The sequence below is a fragment of the Streptomyces sp. NPDC059696 genome (genome assembly GCF_042733745.1).
Lineage (GTDB): Bacteria > Actinomycetota > Actinomycetes > Streptomycetales > Streptomycetaceae > Streptomyces.
Window position 1 is genome coordinate 1 of the sequence record NZ_JBHWFG010000025.1, and the last position, 18,170, is coordinate 18,170.

The window sequence follows — 18,170 nt, forward strand, 5'->3', positions numbered from 1 at the left end:
ATTAGTCGCGTTATACGGGTGATTTGGGGCCGGGGGGGAGAACGAGCCCGCCGCGGCCGCCCGGGGGGGGGCGGCCGGGCCGTGGGGTGGGTGAGGGCCGGGGCTCAGACGCGTTCGACGTCCTTCGTCCGGTCCTCCGTACCGCTGTCCGTGGCCGCCTCCTCGTGGCCGGCAGGCGGCTGCGGGGTCTTCTCGGCGGCCACGGCGGGAATCCAGGCGAGCGCCCGCGGCAGCCTCCAGCTGCGGTCCCCGAGCAGGGCCAGTGCCGCCGGCAGCAGCACTCCGCGCACCAGCGTGGCGTCCACCAGGATGGCCACCGCCATGCCGATGCCGAGCATCTTGTAGTCGAGCATGGACAGCGTGGCGAAGATCGAGAACACGGCGATCATGACCACGGCGGCGCTGGTGACGACGCCGGCGCTGCCGCCGATGCCCCGCGTCACCGCGGTGCTCGTGTCGGCGCCCTCCATCCGCAGTTCCCTGATCCGGCTGAGGATGAAGACGTGGTAGTCCATCGACAGACCGAAGAGGATCACGAACATGAAGAGCGGGAGCCAGCTGATGATCCCGCCGTACGACTCGAAGCCCAGCAGGCCGCTGAGATGGCCGTCCTGGAAGATCAGCGTGACGACTCCGTACGCGGCCCCGATGGACAGGACGTTCAGCGCGATGGACACCAGCGGGATCGCCAGTGACCGGAACGCGGAGACGAGCAGCAGGAACGCGAAGACCAGCACGAAGGCGAAGACGACGGGCGTACGGCTGTCCAGGGCGGCCGCCATGTCGGCCGGGCCGGCCGTCTGGCCGGTGACCGCGTAGCGCAGCCCGTCGACCTCGCCGAGGCTGCGCGGCAGTGCCTCCTCCCGCAGCAGCTCCAGCGCCTTCAGCGACGTGGCGTCGTTCCCGGTACCCGCCAGCGGGACGGTGACGACGACGGTCCCGCCGTCGCCGATCTCCGCGGTCCGGACCGGTTCGGCGAGCGCTCCGCCGCTCTTGGCGACCTGCTCGCGCAGGGCGGTGACCGCCTTGTCGAAGGCGCCGGTGCCCACGGCGTCGCCGGTGACGACGACCTGGGCGGGGGCCGGCTTGCCGGGGAACGCCTCCTGGATGGCGACCAGGTGGGAGATCTCCGGCACGCTGTCCGGGAACCGCTCCTGCAGCCCGGGGTCGGCCAGCCGCATCCCGGCGGCCGGCAGCGCGGCCAGCACGAGCGCGGCGACCGCCGCACCGCCCCAGACCAGCGGCCGACGCACGACCTGGGTCACGACGGCCGTCCAGACCCGGGATTCGCGGGCCTCGGCGCGGCGTCGGCCGATCCAGGGCAGGCGCAGGCCGTCCACCTTCGGACCGAGCATGGACAGGACGGCGGGCAGCGCGGTCAGCGAGCCCACGACGGCGAGCAGCACCACGGCGATCGTGCCGACGGCCATGCCGGTGAAGGTGTCGATGCCGGTGAGGAAGAGGCCCGCCATCGAGACGGCGACGGTGAGCCCGGAGATCACGACGGCCCGACCGGAGGTGGCAGCGGTGACCCGCAGGGCTTGTTCCGTGGTGCGCCCGGCCAGCCGTTCCTCCCGCTCCCGGCGCAGATAGAACAGGGTGTAGTCGACGCCTACGGCCATGCCCACGAGGAGCACCACGGAGGAGGCCGTGTCGTTCACCGGGAGCCAGTTGGCCGCGAGGGTCAGCAGTCCCATGGAGGCGAGGACGGCCGTCACGGCGAGCAGCAGCGGGATGCCGGCCGCGATCAGCGCGCCGAACACCACGAGGAGGATGACCAACGTCAGGGGAATGGAGGTCAGTTCGGCCGTGCCGAAGTCCTCGCTGGTGGCCTGCTCGACGGCGAAGTCGACGCTGGCGTCACCGGCTTGGACGATCTTCAGGCCCTTGTGGTCCTCGGCGACCTTCGCGATGCGCTGCTGGGTCTCCTCCACGACGCCCGCCGCGTTGTCCCAGCCGTGACCGGGTCCCGCGAGGGAGAACGTGACGAGTACGGAGCGGCCGTCGGAGGAGACCAGACCGCCGGGTTCGGCGGGTGTCGGGACCACCACGTCCGACACCTTGCCGGACAGGCCGCGCAGCGCCGTGCCGACGTCCTGGACCGCCTGCTGAAGCGCGGTGTCGCTGCGGAAGCCGGGGGAGCCGTCGCGAGCCTGGACGAGGACGTTCTCACTGGGCGGCCGGGTGTCGTCGCCCGCCTCCTCGACCATGACCTGGGCCCGGCCCGACTCTCCCGGGTCGTGGTTCTGCGGGCCTTTGCCGCCCACGGCCGCGCCCACCACGAAGGTGAGCACGACGAAGAGCAACCAGCCGAACAGCGCGGTCTTGCGGCGGCGTGCCGACCACGCGGCCACTCTCTCGACCAGGGGTTCCGGCTGGCCTCTTCCCGGCTGGGACGGGGTCGTGGGGGTAGCCGGCGGACCGTTGGAGGGCACGAGCGGCTCTCCCTTCTCGTTCGATTCCTTCAAGTACCGCGCGGGCGTGCGCGACACGCCTGAGGGCCCGCCGGGGCGCTGTGCGGGGAGCCGGCTGACCGGGACGGGCGGGAGGCAGGGGTCAGCCGTCGCTGTCCTTCTGCTGCTTCCACAGGTGGGAGATCTCCCCGAAGGACGAACTGACCCACCGGTCCGAGTAGATGGTGTCCAGGTATCTGTCGCCCCCGTCCGGGAAGATCAGAACGCAGTTGGAGTCGGGAGTGATGCGGTCGGCGAACTTCTCCAGCGCCGCCACGGTCGCGCCGGAGGAGCCTCCGGCGAGGACCGCCTCGGAGAGCACCAGCCGGCGGCAGGCCACGACACAGTCGATGTCGGACACGTGCACCACGTGGTCGGCGGCGTCGGGATCCAGGAGCGCCGGCGGTACGGAGGCTCCGTGCCCGGGGATGAGCCGGGGCGCTCCCTGCCGGCCGAAGATCCTGCTGCCCACTGCGTCGACCGCCACGACGGTGGTGTCCATCCCCTGGTCGCGCAGGTACTCGGAGCATCCGCGCAGGGTGCCGAAGGTGCTGACGGCGGCGAACAGGTAGTCCACCTTCCCGTCCAGCGCCTCGACGATCTCCCGCATCGTGTCGCGGTGTGCCTGTGGGTTGTGCAGGTTGGAGTACTGGTTGGGCCAGTAGGCGCCCGGCACGGTCGCCACCAGTTCACGCACCCGGGCCAGCCGCGCCGCCAGGTACTCGCCCGACTCGGGGTCCGGTGTCAGGACCACTTCGGGCCTGGCGCCGTAGGCGCGCAGCAGCGCCAGGTTCTGCTGTGTGGTCTTGGCATCGACGACACAGATGAAGTCGATTCCGTAGTAGCGGCAGATCTGCGCGATTCCGACGGCCAGATTGCCGGAGCTCGACTCGACGACGACCGAGCGCCCCGGGACGAGTTCGCCGTCCTGGATTCTGCGCAGCAGCATCCCGAGGGCGGACCGGTCCTTGACGCTTCCTCCCGGGTTGAACCTCTCCATCTTGGCGAAGACCCTGGAACCAAGCCCAGGGAAGATCTTTCCCAGCTCCACCAAGGGGGTTTCCCCAATGGCCGCCAGAATTCCGTTGAGCACGGGACGGCCCATAGTGGCTGCCCTCCGCTGCTTGATCGTTTTGTTCCGGGGCCCGTGGGCAGATGCCGCGGGCCGCCGGCTGACGGCGATCAGCCTGGAGGGCTCCTCTATGGCGCACCTATCGCGCATCCATGGCAATGACTCCCCACCGGTCCGCACGGGCGCCTGACCACCACGAACGTCCATGTCCCAGGCCCCCCGTCGGTCCGCGCACACCACGGCGGCCGAGGCCGGGGGTGTGGGTTGTCTCGCGTCCGGACGGCGAACGCGGCGGCCCCGGGCGGTCGGCCGGGGCACCGCATCACCATGGCACACCGCAACCGGCCGGAGGGGGGAGCTCGGTGCGACCGCGGCGGCAACAACCTGCCACCGCAGGCTCCTGCCAACGCAGTCGCCTGACAGCACTTACACGGGTTGAGCAGACTTGTCGACTGGGGCCTTGGGGCCTCCGTGCGCCGTGTCACTCAAGGCAAAGGAAACACTCCGTGAAGACCAAGGCTTCCGCCGCAGCAGCACTGACGCTCATGGCGCTCGTAGCAGGCTGCACGTCGGACGACGAGAAGTCCGAGAGCAGCTCGTACACGGTGAAGGAAGCCGTCTCGGCACTGAGCGTGAAGAGCAACGGCGGCCTCATCGAACTGATTGCCAGCGACCGCTCGACCGTACAGGTCACCGAGAAGTTCCTCTACTCGGGGTCCAAGCCGAAGACCCGGCACGCGGTGAGCGGCTCCACGCTCTCCATCGAGACCCCCGGCTGTTCGGGCGACTCCTCGCCCTGCGAGGTCTCGTACCGGATCGAGGTGCCGCGGAAGCTGACCGTCAGCCTCAACTCCGAGGGCGGTGACGCCGAGGTCACCGGTCTGGCCGGAGCGCTCACCGTCAGCACCGACGGCGGCAGTGCGAGCGCGGAGAAGCTGGCCTCCACCACCGTCAAGATCACGAGCGGTGGCGGTGACGCCGCCGCCGGGTTCACGTCCGCGCCGGACAGCGCCGAGGTGAGCACCGACGGCGGTGACGTCAGCGTACGGCTGCCCGCCGGGTCGTACGCCGTGGACGCGGACGCCGACGGCGCGGAGGAGAACGTGACCGTCAAGAAGGACCCCGCCTCGTCGCACAAGGTGATCGCCAGGTCCGGCGGCGGCTCGATCTCCGTCACCTCCTGACGCCCTGACGCCCTGACGCCCTGACGCCCCGACGCCCCGAGGCGCGGGGCGTCCGGTGGGCGACCGCCCGCTGTCCCTTCTCCCCGGCGGGAGAAGGGACAGCGGGTTCAGGCCACTTCGCCGCGCTCGCTGACCAGTCGCCGATGCGGCCGGCCGGCCCGGTCCAGCGCCGTGTGCGCTTCCCGGCCCGGCTCTCCCCATGTCGCCCGCTCCCGGCCGAAGGCCCGGACCAGCCGGTTCATGCGGTAGCCGCGGTTCTCGCCCTCGACGGGCTCCAGCAAGTGGTCGTCGACGAGGAGGTCCAGCACGTCCTGCGCCGCGTCCAGCGGCAGTTCGAGCAGCAGCGACGCCGTACGGGCGCAGAACGCGGGGACGTCGTGCCGTGCCAGCACGCGCAGCGCACGCTGGGCGGGCTCGGCCAACCGCTGGTAGCCGGCCTCCAGGGCGTCACGCACCCGCAGATCGGCGAGGCACAGCTCGTCCAGGCTGCGCCGCGGATCGTTGAGCCGGTCCGCCAGGCTGCGCGGCGTCCAGTGCGGCCTGGCCGCCAGTCGCGATCCGGCTATCCGCACGGCCAGCGGAAGCCCCCCGCAGGCCTCCGCGAGTTCCTCGGTGGACTCCGGATCCGCGGCGAGCCGTTCCTCGCCGACCGTGCTGCACAACAGCGCGGTGGCCTCGGCCCGGGTGAAGGTACCGAGGACGAGGGGACGTACGCCTTCCAGGGCGCTCAGCCGGGACCGGGAGGTCACCAGCACACCGCAGCCGGGCGCGGCGGGCACCAGGGGCCGCACCTGCCAGGCACCCGCGGCGTCGTCCAGCATGATCAGACAGCGCCGGTCGGCCAGCGTGCTGCGGTAGAGCCGGGTGCGCTCGGCCAGGCCGGCCGGGAGGTCCCGGCCGTCGACGCCCAGCGCCCTCAGCAGGTCGGCGAGCGCGTCGGCGGGCTCCAGCGGTGCGGACGAGCTCCCGCGCAGGTCCACCCAGAGCTGGCCGTCGGCGTAGTCGTCGACGAGTTGGTGCGCGACGTGCAGCACGAGCGAGGTCTTGCCCACGCCGGGCATGCCGGTGACCACGCCCACGGCCGGTGTCCCGGCGCGGGGCCGGGTGGCCAGCTGGGTCCGCAGCCGGATGGTCTCCTGCTCGCGGCCGGTGAAGTCCCACAGCGCGGGCGGCAGTTCGGCGGGTGCCTGTCGCTGTTCCTCGGCCCGGGGGGCCATCTCGCCCGGAGTGGCCAGTACGGGCGCGGCGACCAGGATGGACTGGTACAGGCCCTGGAGCGAGGGGGTGGGGTCGATGCCCAGTTCGTCGGCCAGGGTCTGGCGGCAGTCCTGGTACACGGTGAGCGCGTCGGCCTGCCGACCGCACCGGTACAGGGCGGTCATGAGCTGGCCGCACAGCTGCTCGCGGAGCGGGTGGGCGGCGGCCAGGCCGATCAGTTCGGAGACGAGTTCGGCGTGGCGCCCGAGGGCGAAGTCGGCGTCGATGCGGCGTTCCAGGACGGTCAGCCGCATCTCCTCCAGCCGTCCACGCTCGGCCTCGGCCAGGAACTCGGTCACACCGCCCAGCACGGGCCCGCGCCAGACCGCCAGCGCCCGGCGCAGCAGGTCCGCGGCCCGGTCCGCCTCACCCGCGGCCAGCGCGTCCCGGCCGAGCGCGGCGAAGTGCTCGAATTCGGCCACATCGGTGTCCCACGTGCCCTCCTGCCCGGGGCCGTCCGGCAGTCGCAGCAGATAGCCGGGTCGCTGCCGGACCACCTCGGCGTGTTCGCCCAGCAGTTGGCGCAGCCGCGACATGTAGGTCTGGATCTGGGCGGCCGACGTCGTGGGGGGTTCCTCGCCCCACAGAAGGGCGGAGAGCCGGGAGTCCGGTACCACCCTGCCTCGCGCGAGGACCAGCGCGGCGAAGGCGGTTCTCAGCTTGGATCCGCTGAGGGCGATCTTGTGGTGGGGCGTCGTCCACGCTTCGACCGAGCCCAGAACCAGGAATCTCATGTTCTCCCTCTCAGTGCATGCGCAAGAGGGGTGCGTCCCCACTGAGGACGCCCGCATGCTGTGGCTGTGGTGCGTACTGGCGAGTGAGCGGGAACCGCGCTTGTGGGGAAGCCCGTCGTTCCGCACGCTCTGGGGCCGGCGCGGCGGGCGGTGGGGGGCACCCGCGGCGCGACCGGGGGGCACGGCTTGTGGCCGTGCGTCACCGGTGGGAAGAGTCGATCGGGCGGGCCGGATCAGCCGCGCCCGTATCGGTCCAGTTCGTGGAAGAAGTTGTCGACGACGGCCAGTTCGCCCCGTCGCCGCATCTCCTCGTAGACGAAGCCGCCGACCGCGAGGTCGAGGACACCGAGGCCGAACGGGGAGAACACCAGGGGCCGGCCCGCGGGCAGGGCGGCCCTGCCGGCCAGCACCTCGGGCAGGGTGGCGTGCACGAACTCCCGGTGGCCGACGCGCTGTTCGGCCAGGTGCGGTGAGGTGTCCGCCTTCAGGCAGTGTTCGACGTCGTCGACGACGTTCGTGGCGGAGAGGATGATCTCCGGCGACAGGTCGCGCAGTGACACGTTCAGCACCAGCGGGTGGTGGGCGAACCACGACGGGTCCGTGATGTGCGGTGCCGCCGCGACGGTGGCGCACACCACCAGGTCGCAGGAGCGGATCAGGTCCTCGGCGCTGTCGTGCACGGTGACCCGGCTGTCGTCGCCGGTGGTGGCGAGGTAGGAGCGGAAGCCCTCCGCGGACTCCGCGGACAGGTCGTGCAGCCCGGTCTCCTCGAAGGACCAGCCGGTGCCCGTGAGGTAGGTGTGGATGTACCGCGCGATCAGTCCGGTGCCGATGAAGCCGACCCGCGTGGGGCGGTGGCGGTCACGGGTGAGGACGTCGGCCGCCAGGGCCGCGGAGGCGGCGGTGCGGGTGGCGCTGACGATGGAGCTTTCCAGACAGGCGAAGGGGTAGCCGGTGTCGTGGTCGTTGAGGACGAGCACCGCGGAGGCCCGGGGAAGCCCGCCCGCGACGTTCTCGGGAAAGCTGGAGATCCACTTCAGGCCGTCCAGCCGGTGCCGGCCGCCCAGAGAGGCCGGCAGAGCGATGATCCGGGCCGTGGGGCGGTCCTGAAAGCGCAGGAAGTAGGACGGAGGATTGACGGTCTCTCCGGCGCCGTGCAGCCGGTAGGTCTCCTCGACCAGTTCGACGATCCTCTTCTCCTGGCCGTGCAGTGCGTCCCGCACCTGCGCGCCGGAGATGACGGCGAACGACGGTGTCGTCACACCTTTGGACATCCAGGACTCCCCCCACCACCCCGCCGGAGGCGAGGTACAAACAGGCCATGTCGAGGGGACGATCCCGATACACATCAGTCTCGTGCAGTGCTCGTTCAGTACTCGTTCAGAAATGATCAGGCTCGCTCGCGAACCATCAGGATTCCCCCGTCGGTCTGAATCCTGCCGCTCTGGCGCGGAACTGTCAGCTCGTCAGGCTGTCAACCTCCTGCAATGACAGGACGATGCCAAAGTGATCTCAGGGGAGTCTCAGAGCATGTGAGGCGTTGCGGGTACCGGCCACAGGGCGCTGTGCAGCCGGTTCTGCGCGGTCGTGACGGTGACCCCGCGATAGTCCCCCGCCGTCTCGGCGAGCCAGAAGTCGGGGCCCAGCCGCGTGGCCAGAATCGTACGCGGGGCGCCCCCTTGCGTCTCACCGACGAACTCCGCGCAGACGCTGAACTCACCGGCGGGCAACCGCCCCCAGGCCAGTGACCACGGCCGCTCACCGCGCCGGCCGTGCAGCGCCCCGGCCAGCACGCGGCCGGAACCGGCCAGGGCCGGGGTCAGCGCCACCGGTTCGTCGTCGGACAGCAGGGCGAGTGCGGGACGGCCGCCGGACGCCGGGTTCGGAACCAGCCGGACCACGATGCCGCTGTTCGCCAGCACCAGGTCGCCGCCGGCACCCGGCGGACGGACCGCGCCCTGGCGGGGTGCGGGCTCGGCCGCCGGTTCGGGGGCCACCGCCAGGGCGGCCGTCGGCGTCTGGGTCATTACGGCGTTCCTGAACACGGAGTTGTCCTTCCAGCCGGGGGTGCGGGCGAGGGGCTCTGGGTGAGCCCCTAGTGACGTATAACCGGGCGGCGCCGAGTCACTCGACGTCCTTGAGGACCCGCTCGACGGTCTTGACCCGGTCGCTCATGTCGTTGAGCTGGAGACGCACCTCGACCAGCTCCCGCTCCATGTCCTGCTGGGCCATCACCGCCTTCTCCGCGATGCTCTTGTAGTCGCTCTCCCGGGACATCACGGTCTTGGCACGCCACACCGCGATCGTCGGCCAGATCACGAGCACCGCGCACACGAGGATGAATCCCATGGACCCGAAGGACCAGATCATGCCGTCGTCGTAAGCGGCCAGCTGCACAGAGCTCATTTACGGTCTCCTTGACTTTGGTCAGCGGTGAGTGAGAGCGCGGCCGCTGCGAGGGCCTCGGGCGTGAGGTGCAGCGAGAACGGCTCGATGTCGTAGTACTTCATGGCCTTGCCGTCCTCGGAGAGCACGAGTCTCGAGGTGACCAGCCCTGCCGCTTCCAGCTTGCGCAGGTGGACCTGGAGCAGCGCACGGCTGATCCCCATTTCGCGCGCCAGCCGGCTCACGTAGTCCTCGCCGCCCGCCAGGGCGGCCAGGATGCGCATCCGGTGCGGGTTGGCGAGCGTGGCCAGGATCTGCACCAGCCGGTCACCCGTCACTTCGGAAAGCTCCATGCTCCTCCTCCATCTGCAAACAAATACTTGCAGGTGCTAGAGCAAGGTGTCAACTGCCTCCTGGAGTGAGCACATGCAATGACCGTGCCCGTGGAACGGCGAAGGGCGCCCCGCCGAGGCGGGACGCCCTTCTGGTGGTGGTGCGGTTCAGCTGCAGCGCCACACGGCCGGGAACCGCGGGAAGGTGCTGCCCGCGCGGGCCTTGGCGCCCGCCAGCGTCCCGTCGTCGGCGAGCGCGTACAGCGAGCCGTCGCTCGGGGCGGCACCCACGCCGGTGGTCAGCTGCCACAGGCTGGCGACCAGCCGCTTGTCGGTGCCGAGGATCAGGCCCTGGCTGTTGATGGCGGAGGCGCTCTGACCCTTCGGCAGGGCCGTCGCCTTGCCGTCCTTGTTCCACAGGACCGCGGACGGGGTGAAGTCGGAGGTCAGCGCCTTGCCGATGACATAGCCGTTCGAGATCCCCGTGACCTGGGCGTGCGCCGCGCCGGCCGGGATTGGCAACTGCTTGGCGACGCCGTCCTTCCACACGTACGGCCGCCAGGTGCCCTTCGGGTTGTCGACGACCGTGATCGCCACCGTGCCGTCGCTGTCGACGCCCTCGACCTGGCTGCCGCGGGGGAGCCCGGGCAGCTTGACCACGGTGCCGGGCTGGTCGGCCGGCCACTTGTAGACCTCGGTGTAGTTCGGGTCGGCGCCCCAACCGTGGCCGTAGATGTCCCCGTTCTCCGTGATCGCGCTGGTGTGCACGTCGTAGGTGCCGGGGAGCACCGGGAGCTTCTCCAGCTTGCCGTCGCGGGAGACGACCGGGAACCAGGACCAGGTCGGGAAGCCCTCCGTCGCACCGGTGATCTTGGCGCCCTGCCCCACGACGGTGCCCTTGGTGTTCACGTCGCTGACCATGAGGTCGAAGTCGGCGCCGTCCGCGGGCCCCAGGTCCGTCACCTTGCCGCCCGACCAGAGGACGGCATGCTGCAGCGAGTCCTCCTCGGGGAACTCGACCTCGCCCGCGTACACCCCGGGCCCCGCCGTCGCCGTCACGGCCCCGGCCTTGATGCCGTCCGGCACCGGCAGGTGGCTCGCCTTGTACGCGCAGGCCTGGGCGGCGGCCTGCGGGGCGGCCTGGGCGGACGGTGCGAGGCCGGTCACTGCGGAGGCGGCGAGGAACGTCGCGGCCAGTAACGTGACGTTGCGTCTTTTCGGGTTCATGTCATCCCATCCAAGCGGTGAAATGCGGCCCGCCCAGTATTCGGGCGGCCTCTATGTTCCGCCTATGTCACACACAGTGACGTCATGGCGTCCTCCCTCCCGCACGAGACAGCGGGCGTACCGGCCACGTCCGACGGCCTCCGGGCACGCGAACCACCAGAGGCTGAGCCGTACGGCGCGCGGCGCGTACGGCGGTGCCGAAGAGCACTGGCGTGGTGAGCCTGCTGACTGGCGGCATCCCGGCCCACCAGGTCGGCGGCCACAGTCGTTCATGTACGGCCGAGACCGACTCCGCCCATCGGAGGGGCAGTTGGGCGATCGGCGGGACACCTTCCGTAACCCGGCGGATGGTCGACCGCTCACCGCCTCGGCAGGGTCGTCCCGATGACCGAGATCGAAAGCGCCCAGAAGACGCCTTCCCGGCCCCTGCCCTCACCCGGGTCCGACACGGCGACGGAGCGCCCCGCGCCGACGGCACAACTGGTCGGGGTGGACCTCGCCCGTGCACTGGCCGTGTTCGGAAAGTTCACCGTGCACGTCGGCCCCGCACCCACGCCGCACGTGCTGTGCGATCACTACGGGAACGGGGACCACCAGCGCCCGAAGGGCCCCCAGCCGGCCGCGTACGTGCGCGTGCTGACGCACTGCCCCCGGGTGGGCCTCCTGCGAACAGTCCGGCGCAGACCTCTGAGCTCCCGTCGCACCTGCGTCCACACCCTGTGGACGGTGCCCGGGCCCTCCGCAAGCTCACGCACTGGCAGGCAGCGGGGCCCGGCCTCGCAGCCCCCGGCGGTTGATAACGATCAGGTGAACACCGCTAGCTCCAGGCAACCACACAGCGGCTTCACAAGTCACACACCCGCAACTCACAACGCAAGTCCCAGGGGGGACCATGAGCCAGCAGTACCCGCCCCAGCTCCAGCAGCCCGGCTACGGCGAGCCCCAGCCGCCCGGCAGCAACGGTCTGGCCATCACCGCACTCGTCCTCGGCATCATCGCCGTCGTGGTCAGCTTCATCCCTGTCCTCAACGTCGTCGTCTGGCCGCTCGCGATCCTCGGCATCATCTTCGGCGCCATCGGCCTCTCCAAGGCGGGCAAGGTCCGCAAGGGCAAGGGTGCCGCCATCACCGGCCTCGTCACGTCGGCCGTAGCGATCGTGATGTTCTTCGCCATGAACGCCCTGTTCTTCTCCGCCGTCGACAAGGCCAGTGAGGAGCTGGACAAGTCGTACGACTCCACCTCCGTCGGCGACGGTAAGTCCAAGACGGGTGGCGCCAAGGAGTCCGAGGTCATGAAGGACTTCAAGGTCACCAAGTGCGACGTGATCACCGGTGACTTCGACATCAAGGAGATGGCCATCCACGTCGACTACACCAACAAGGGCGACCGCCGGTACTCGTACTTCGTCGAGGGCGAGGTCCTGGCCGACGGCAAGAAGGTCGGCGACTTCATGTCAACCGCCGAGAACCTCGCCCGGGGCCAGAAGTTCACCGACAAGGACGCTGGTGCGCTGGTGAACGCGGACGAGATCAAGGGCGCCAAGAAGCTGGAGTGCAAGACCCTCAAAGCGTCCCGATCTGCCTTCTGATCGCTGACGCCGCACGACGCCGACCCCCCACCCCCAGGCCCCGCCGCGCACCCCGCAGCGGCGGGGCTCGCTGCATCCATGGAGGCCACGGAACGCCTTCCCCGGAAAGGCCGACGTAGCAGCAGGGCCGCCCCACCGAAAACTCGGCAGGCCGTTCTCGTTCGTGCCGGTGCACTACGCGGTGGCGTGGCTGGTGACCGGGGCCCTGGTGCTGCACATCGCGGTCAAGACCCCCTGCATCCGGGCGCATTGGAGCCGACGGTCGCCCGGGACGCCGGCCTGCCGGCACAGGACGTCGCCGACCGGCGGTCGTTGCTGGCGGCGGTGGGCGCGTCCGTCGGAGCCGTCACGCTCACCACGGTGGGCCAGTCCTTCACCCCGTTGAAGGACCTCGTCCTGCTCGCGCCGCGCCACCCCGCGTACGACGACAACGGCGCCGTTCACCGTCGGTGAGACCGGTGCCCGCCCGCGCCGGCGGGCGTTGCCGGATCAGCCTGTTCCGCGCCCGTGTTCGGCCTCGACACCTCCAACAGCTTCTCGACCAGCCTGGGAACCCCCGGACCGGGCCCTGCATCAGATCGGGCGCCTTGCTCTCGGGCCTCGCAGCCTGAGCGGTGCGCGGCTGAGCGGTGCGCGGCTGAGCGGGTGCCATGTCCACCGAGTCCTCGTACGGTCACCGCCCCGGTGACCTGTGCGACGGCTGTGACGTGTCTCACGGGAACTCGCCCGCACCATAGGTCAGTTCAAGACGTGACCACAGATATGCGATCCCGGGTGCGAAACGGCGATCCGGACGCCTTCGCGGAACTCTTCGACGCGTGCGCCCGCTCGGTGTACAACCACGCCTTCCGGCTGACCGCCGACTGGTCGCTGGCCGAGGACGTGATGTCGACGACCTTCATGGAGGCGTGGCGGCGCCGTGCCTCGGTCGAGGCCGAAGGCGGCTCGCTGCGGCCGTGGCTGCTGGGCATAGCCACCAACGTCGCCCGCTCCCACCACCGCAGCAACCGCCGCTACCGCAACGCGGCGAGCGCCGCGGCCGCCGCCGAGGAACGGGTCGAGGACCACGCCGAGGAGACCGCCGGACGCCTGGACGACCGGCGCCGTATCAACGCCACGCTCGCCGCCCTCAGCCTGCTCAAGCGCCCCGAGCGTGAGGTCCTGACGCTGTGCCTGTGGGAGGGGATGGAATACGCCGAGGCGGCTCGCGCCCTGGGTATCCCGGTCGGCACCGTCCGCTCCCGCCTCTCCCGCGCCCGCGCCAAGCTGCGCAAACTCGCCGACGCGCAACTGCTCGGAGAAAAAAGGGAACCCACCCGCACGAACCGGCAGATAACAGGTGATCGCGAATACGCGGTCCGGTCCGCACAGGAAGGAAACCGATGAACGCCAGCCCCTCCCACCGGCCCCACCCGGCCGAGTGGACGGAGACGCAGAGTCTGCTGCCCTCCGCCGAGCGGGATCTGCCGGCGGGCCGCCACCAGTTCCACAAGGAGCAGATGATGGCCCGGATCCACGAAGACCTCCGCACGTCCTCCCGCACGTCCGCCACCTCCTCCCGTACGTCCGCTACCGCCCCGGTCGCGCCCGTGAAGCGCTCCAACCCGTTCCTGCGCCGTACGATCCTCCTGCCCGCCGCGGCCTTTGCCCTGGCCGGCGCGGTCGTGGGCGGCCTCGCCCTCACCGGCGGCGGGGCGGACGACGGCAAGACCACCCTGGCCACCGGCCCCGCGCTGACCACCACGATCGGCGTCGCCGACCCCAAGGGCGCCCCCCAGCTCCTCGAACGCATCTCCCTGGCCGCCGCCGACACCTCCGCGCCCGCCCCGCGCAAGGGCCAGTACATCTACATCGCCTCGAAGGTGGCCGACACCTACATCAAGACCGTCGGCGACAAGAGCGAGGCGGTCAGCAACGAGCTGCACTCCCGCCAGGTCTGGAACTCCCTCGACGGCAGGGACGGCTGGTTGATCGAGGCCGGCGAGACCAGCGACAAGGGCATCACCCTGAAGAGCGACGTCCCGTTCAGCGGCGCCTACAACGCCCTGGCCGAGCTGCCGACCGACCCCGACGCGCTGCTCCAGCGGATCTACCGCGAGTCGGACGCCGTCCGGGACCCCGAAGTCCCGCGCGACCAGGCCGCCTTCGTCGCGATCGGCGATCTGCTGTTCGAGAGCTACCCGCCCGCCGAGGTCGGCGCCGCCCTCTACAAGGCCGCGGCCAAGATCCCCGGCGTCGTCGCGGTGAACGACGCGGTCGACGCCACGGGCCGGCACGGGGTCGCGATCGCGCGGGAGAACGAGGGCGAGCGCACCGAGTGGATCTTCGACAAGAAGACGCTGCGGTTCCTCGGCGAGCGCATCGTGGTGGTCAAGGCCACGGCGGGCGATCCCCTCAAGGTCGGTACCGTCACGCACACCAGCGCGATCACCGAGCGCGCGGTCGTCGACGCCGCCAAGCAGGTCCCCGGGCAGGCGAGCTGAATGCGCGACAGAACCGCAAGCGCCTCGCTGGCCGCCCTGCTGGTGGCGGGGCTGATGACGGGCGTCTCGGTGGCCGCCACGGGCTCCGGCCTCGGCGTACGGACGCAGGACACCACCACCGTCGCCGCGCCCGGCAGCCCCGCCTCCGGCGCGCGGACCACCGCCTCCGCCTCCGCGGCCGGCCGGTACGTCACCCTCCTCACCGGCGACCGGGTCCGGCTGGACGCCCGGGGCCGGGTGACGGGCGTACGGCGGGCACCGGGCCGTGAGCACGTCCCGGTGTCCGTGCGCGGCGTCGGGGGCGATCAGTACGTCGTTCCCGCCGACGCCGCCGCCCTGATCGGCCAAGGCGTCCTCGACATGCGGCTGTTCGACGTCAGCGGCCTGCTGCGCGCCGGTTACGACGACACCCGGCGCGGCACGCTCCCGCTGATCGTGTCGTACGAGGGCACGTCCGCCCAGCGCAGGAGCACCCAGAAGGCACTGGTCGCGGACGCGGACGCCACCGTGCGCCGGGAGCTGCCCAGCGTGGCGGGCGCCGCGATCACCGTGCCCAAGGCCGGGGCCGACGACATGTGGCAGGCCCTCACCGAGGAGCAGTCAGTCGCGCGGGTCTGGCTGGACGGCCGGTTCAAGGCGCCGGCGGACGAAGACGGCGCGAACGCCGGGGAGTTGGGTGGCGGCGTCGCGCAGATCGGCGCCACGGCCGCCTGGGCGGCCGGATACGACGGCAAGGGCGTCAAGGTCGCCGTCCTGGACACCGGCATCGACACCACACACCCGGACCTCGCCTCGGCGGTGACGGCGGCGAAGGACTTCAGCGGCACCGGCAGCACCGACGACAAGGCCGGCCACGGCACGCATGTCGCGGCGACGGTGGCGGGCTCGGGAGCCCACTCCGGCGGGCGCTACAAGGGAGTCGCACCCGGCGCGAAGATCCTCAACGCGAAGGTGCTGAACGACGACGGCGAGGGCACCGACTCGTCCGTCATCACCGGCCTGGAGTGGGCCGCCGCGCAGGGCGCCAAGGTAGCCAACCTCAGCCTGGGCCAGGTCGACACCCCGGGGGAGGACCCGGTCGAGGCGGCGGTGAACGCCCTCTCGAAGAGCACCGGCATGCTCACCGTCGCCGCGGCCGGCAACGAGGGCCCCGACGCGGGAACCGTCGGCTCCCCGGGGGCCGCGGAATCGGCGCTCACCGTGGGCGGCGTAGACGGCGAGGACCGGCTCGCCGAGTTCTCCAGCACTGGCCCGACCGCCGACAGCGCGCTGAAACCCGACCTCACGGCGCCGGGCGTGGACATCGTCTCGGCGAAGGCGGCGCACGGCCACATGGGCGACCCGGCGGCCGACGGCTATGTCTCCATGTCCGGTACGTCGATGGCGACGCCGCATGCCGCGGGGGCCGCCGCGATCATCGCCCAGCGGCACCCCGACTGGACCGGCGCACGGATCAAGCAGGCGCTCACCGCGTCCACCACCCCGACCACCGGCGCGACCGTCTACCAGCAGGGGACGGGTCGGCTCGACGTGTCCCGGGCACTTCAGGGGGCGGTGGCGAGCGAACAGACCTCCGTGTCCTTCGGCAAGCAGCTGTGGCCCCACACCGACGACCGGCCGGTCACCCAGCACACCACCTACCGCAACGACGGCGACCACCCCGTCACCCTTGACCTGACGGCCGGCGCGACCGGCCCCGGAGGCAGCACGGCCCCCGAAGGCATGTTCACGCTGAGCACCACTCAGCTCACCGTCCCGGCGGGCGGCACCGCCGGCGTCGACCTCACCGCGGACACCCGCGTCGCGGCGGCGGACGGCGCCTACTCGGGCACGCTGGTCGCCACCGCGCGGAACGGCGCCGACCCCGCGGCCGCCGACCCCGCCGCCGTACGGACCGCCTTCGGCGTCGTACGCGAGGCCGAGGCATACGACCTCACCCTGAAGTTCCTCGACCGCGGCGGCAAGCCCGTGAGCGCTCCGCTGACCGAGATCCTCGGGTACTCGGGCACGTACTGGACCACGAACCTCAGGGACTCCGAGCAGATCTCCAAGGGCGTGTACCGGGTGCGGGTCCCGCGCGGCGACTACGTCGTGGACACCGTGCTGGAGGACGCCGAGGGCACCTCCGCGCTGGTCCGGCCCCGGCTCTCCCTCACCGGGGCCACCACGGTCGTCTTCGACGCGCGCAAGGCGAAGCCGGTCGGGATCACCGCGCCGCAGGGCGCGAAGATGTCCGACGGCCAGCTCAACCTCGCCGTGGGCACCGGGGACACCGGGAGCGAAGCGCACAACAGCACCCTGTTCTGGGGGACGTTCAAGAACCTGCGCACCGCGACCCTGGGGCCGAACGCCCCGGCCGGGAGGCTCAGCACGCAGCTCGGCGGCCTGTGGCAGAAGGGCAGCACCACCTACCACCTGCTCCACAACCTGCCCGACCGCTTCCCCACCGGCTACCGGCACACCACGCGTATGTCCGAACTCGCCCTGCTGAAGCGGAACTTCGGCTCGTCCGTCGCGCACCGCAAGGGCATCGTCAACGTCCTGTGGAGCGGCCCCACCCTGTCGCTGGGCACGGTGAGCGCCCCCTTCCCGCTGCCGACGACTGCGAAGATCTACGTCACCACGCCGAAGGGCTTCAAGTGGACGGCCAACTTGGGCCAGCGAAACGCCTCCGGAGACGACGATGACGTCTTCTACGGCACGGAGAGCGCGAGGTCGTACCAAGCGGGCCGGACGTACGCGGCCACGTACAACGCCGGTGTCTTCAGCCCGATCACCGGCGGCCCGTACGGAGCACGGCGCGACGGCGACACCCTGGACCTGTGCGTCCCCGACCTCGCCGACGGGAGCGGACACCCCGCCTCCTCCACAGCGAAACGCCACACCACGGTGACAGCGGACGGCAGCACCCTGCTCGACAACGACGGCGACCTCTGCCAGACCGTGGAGAAGCTGCCGTCCGTCCCGGCCCGCTACACGATCCGAACGAACCTGACCCGCCCGCCAGGCGTGGCCACGACCACGACCCGCCTGACAGCGGCCTGGACCTTCACCTCCAGCCCGTCCGACTCCGCCCCCCTGCCCCTCTCCACGGTCCGCTTCCACCCGAAGCTGACCCCGACCGGCACGGCCCCCGCGGGCCGCCGCACCACGATCCCCCTCTCCCTCCAGGGCCCGGCGGCCACTGACCTGAAATCCCTGACGGTGAAGGTCTCCTACGACGCCGGCAAGACATGGTCCCCCGCCCCGGTGACCACCACCCACGGCAAAAGGACCCTCACCCTGACCCACCCGGAAAACGCCCGCTCGGTCTCCCTCGAATCCACCCTGACCGACACCACCGGCAACACCTACGCGGTGACGATCCTGGAGGCATACCTCCTGACCTGACGTGGTCCAGACACTCCTCGACGCGGTCACGCATCACCTGGAGCACTTCGCCGCTGCCGACCGAG

13 protein-coding genes and 1 pseudogene are annotated in these 18,170 nt (G+C 71.1%); 6 read left to right on the top strand and 8 right to left on the bottom strand.

Annotated elements, in window-relative coordinates; all coding sequences use genetic code 11:
- Positions 1–104: 104 nt before the first annotated feature.
- Both ACFV20_RS25195 and sbnA read right to left on the bottom strand, forming a co-directional pair.
- Complete coding sequence (locus tag ACFV20_RS25195; RefSeq protein WP_385659931.1) at positions 105–2,435, bottom strand: MMPL family transporter; 2,331 nt, start codon at positions 2,433–2,435, stop codon at positions 105–107.
- 121 nt (positions 2,436–2,556) lie between these two features.
- Positions 2,557–3,558, bottom strand: coding sequence for a 2,3-diaminopropionate biosynthesis protein SbnA (gene sbnA / locus ACFV20_RS25200; protein ID WP_385659933.1), 1,002 nt, complete (start codon positions 3,556–3,558; stop codon positions 2,557–2,559).
- Positions 3,559–4,031: 473 nt separating this feature from the next.
- Here sbnA and ACFV20_RS25205 point away from each other — a divergent pair, with 473 nt between their 5' ends.
- Positions 4,032–4,709, top strand: coding sequence for a DUF4097 family beta strand repeat-containing protein (locus tag ACFV20_RS25205; RefSeq protein ID WP_385659935.1), 678 nt, complete (start codon positions 4,032–4,034; stop codon positions 4,707–4,709).
- Between the two features lie 107 nt (positions 4,710–4,816).
- Here the strand turns inward: ACFV20_RS25205 and ACFV20_RS25210 are convergent, their stop codons facing one another.
- The 6 genes from ACFV20_RS25210 to ACFV20_RS25235 all read right to left on the bottom strand — a co-directional run bounded on the left by ACFV20_RS25210 (position 4,817) and on the right by ACFV20_RS25235 (position 10,644).
- Positions 4,817–6,700: a BTAD domain-containing putative transcriptional regulator gene (locus ACFV20_RS25210; RefSeq protein ID WP_385659937.1), complete on the bottom strand. Its 1,884-nt coding sequence runs from the start codon at positions 6,698–6,700 to the stop codon at positions 4,817–4,819.
- Positions 6,701–6,933: 233 nt separating this feature from the next.
- The gene (sbnB, locus tag ACFV20_RS25215; protein ID WP_385659939.1) at positions 6,934–7,974 is read right to left on the bottom strand and encodes a 2,3-diaminopropionate biosynthesis protein SbnB; all 1,041 of its coding nucleotides are present in this window, start codon (positions 7,972–7,974) and stop codon (positions 6,934–6,936) included.
- Positions 7,975–8,223: 249 nt separating this feature from the next.
- Positions 8,224–8,727, bottom strand: coding sequence for a hypothetical protein (locus tag ACFV20_RS25220; protein WP_385659941.1), 504 nt, complete (start codon positions 8,725–8,727; stop codon positions 8,224–8,226).
- A gap of 97 nt (positions 8,728–8,824) precedes the next feature.
- A complete protein-coding gene (locus tag ACFV20_RS25225) occupies positions 8,825–9,106 on the bottom strand; it encodes a hypothetical protein (RefSeq protein WP_051185769.1) in 282 nt (93 codons plus the stop codon).
- Positions 9,103–9,438 (bottom strand): metalloregulator ArsR/SmtB family transcription factor, encoded by a 336-nt coding sequence (locus ACFV20_RS25230; RefSeq protein WP_020277685.1) that lies wholly within the window; start codon positions 9,436–9,438, stop codon positions 9,103–9,105. Before ACFV20_RS25230 ends, ACFV20_RS25225 begins: the two co-directional genes overlap by 4 nt.
- A gap of 147 nt (positions 9,439–9,585) precedes the next feature.
- Positions 9,586–10,644: a hypothetical protein gene (locus ACFV20_RS25235; RefSeq protein WP_385659944.1), complete on the bottom strand. Its 1,059-nt coding sequence runs from the start codon at positions 10,642–10,644 to the stop codon at positions 9,586–9,588.
- Positions 10,645–11,536: 892 nt separating this feature from the next.
- Here ACFV20_RS25235 and ACFV20_RS25240 point away from each other — a divergent pair.
- The 5 genes and pseudogenes from ACFV20_RS25240 (at position 11,537) to ACFV20_RS25260 (ending at position 18,105) form a co-directional block, all read left to right on the top strand.
- A complete protein-coding gene (locus tag ACFV20_RS25240) occupies positions 11,537–12,232 on the top strand; it encodes a DUF4190 domain-containing protein (RefSeq protein ID WP_385659946.1) in 696 nt (231 codons plus the stop codon).
- Between the two features lie 151 nt (positions 12,233–12,383).
- Positions 12,384–12,649, top strand: a pseudogene (locus ACFV20_RS25245) (molybdopterin-binding protein); the annotation flags it as partial.
- A gap of 333 nt (positions 12,650–12,982) precedes the next feature.
- The gene (locus ACFV20_RS25250; RefSeq protein WP_385659948.1) at positions 12,983–13,618 is read left to right on the top strand and encodes an RNA polymerase sigma factor; all 636 of its coding nucleotides are present in this window, start codon (positions 12,983–12,985) and stop codon (positions 13,616–13,618) included.
- Entirely contained in the window at positions 13,615–14,715 is a 1,101-nt protein-coding gene (locus ACFV20_RS25255; RefSeq protein ID WP_385659950.1) for a CU044_5270 family protein, read from the top strand. Before ACFV20_RS25250 ends, ACFV20_RS25255 begins: the two co-directional genes overlap by 4 nt.
- The gene (locus ACFV20_RS25260; protein ID WP_385659952.1) at positions 14,716–18,105 is read left to right on the top strand and encodes a S8 family peptidase; all 3,390 of its coding nucleotides are present in this window, start codon (positions 14,716–14,718) and stop codon (positions 18,103–18,105) included.
- The last annotated feature ends 65 nt before the right edge of the window (positions 18,106–18,170 follow it).

What these genes read in the sequence shown, in the direction of transcription:
- sbnA (WP_385659933.1), bottom strand. Translation starts at nt 3,558, where the DNA reads ATGGGCCGTCCCGTGCTCAACGGAATTCTGGCGGCCATTGGGGAAACC.
- ACFV20_RS25210 (WP_385659937.1), bottom strand. Translation starts at nt 6,700, where the DNA reads ATGAGATTCCTGGTTCTGGGCTCGGTCGAAGCGTGGACGACGCCCCAC.
- sbnB (WP_385659939.1), bottom strand. Translation starts at nt 7,974, where the DNA reads ATGTCCAAAGGTGTGACGACACCGTCGTTCGCCGTCATCTCCGGCGCG.
- ACFV20_RS25220 (WP_385659941.1), bottom strand. Translation starts at nt 8,727, where the DNA reads ATGACCCAGACGCCGACGGCCGCCCTGGCGGTGGCCCCCGAACCGGCG.
- ACFV20_RS25225 (WP_051185769.1), bottom strand. Translation starts at nt 9,106, where the DNA reads ATGAGCTCTGTGCAGCTGGCCGCTTACGACGACGGCATGATCTGGTCC.
- ACFV20_RS25230 (WP_020277685.1), bottom strand. Translation starts at nt 9,438, where the DNA reads ATGGAGCTTTCCGAAGTGACGGGTGACCGGCTGGTGCAGATCCTGGCC.
- ACFV20_RS25235 (WP_385659944.1), bottom strand. Translation starts at nt 10,644, where the DNA reads ATGAACCCGAAAAGACGCAACGTCACGTTACTGGCCGCGACGTTCCTC.
- ACFV20_RS25240 (WP_385659946.1), top strand. Translation starts at nt 11,537, where the DNA reads ATGAGCCAGCAGTACCCGCCCCAGCTCCAGCAGCCCGGCTACGGCGAG.
- ACFV20_RS25255 (WP_385659950.1), top strand. Translation starts at nt 13,615, where the DNA reads ATGAACGCCAGCCCCTCCCACCGGCCCCACCCGGCCGAGTGGACGGAG.
- ACFV20_RS25260 (WP_385659952.1), top strand. Translation starts at nt 14,716, where the DNA reads ATGCGCGACAGAACCGCAAGCGCCTCGCTGGCCGCCCTGCTGGTGGCG.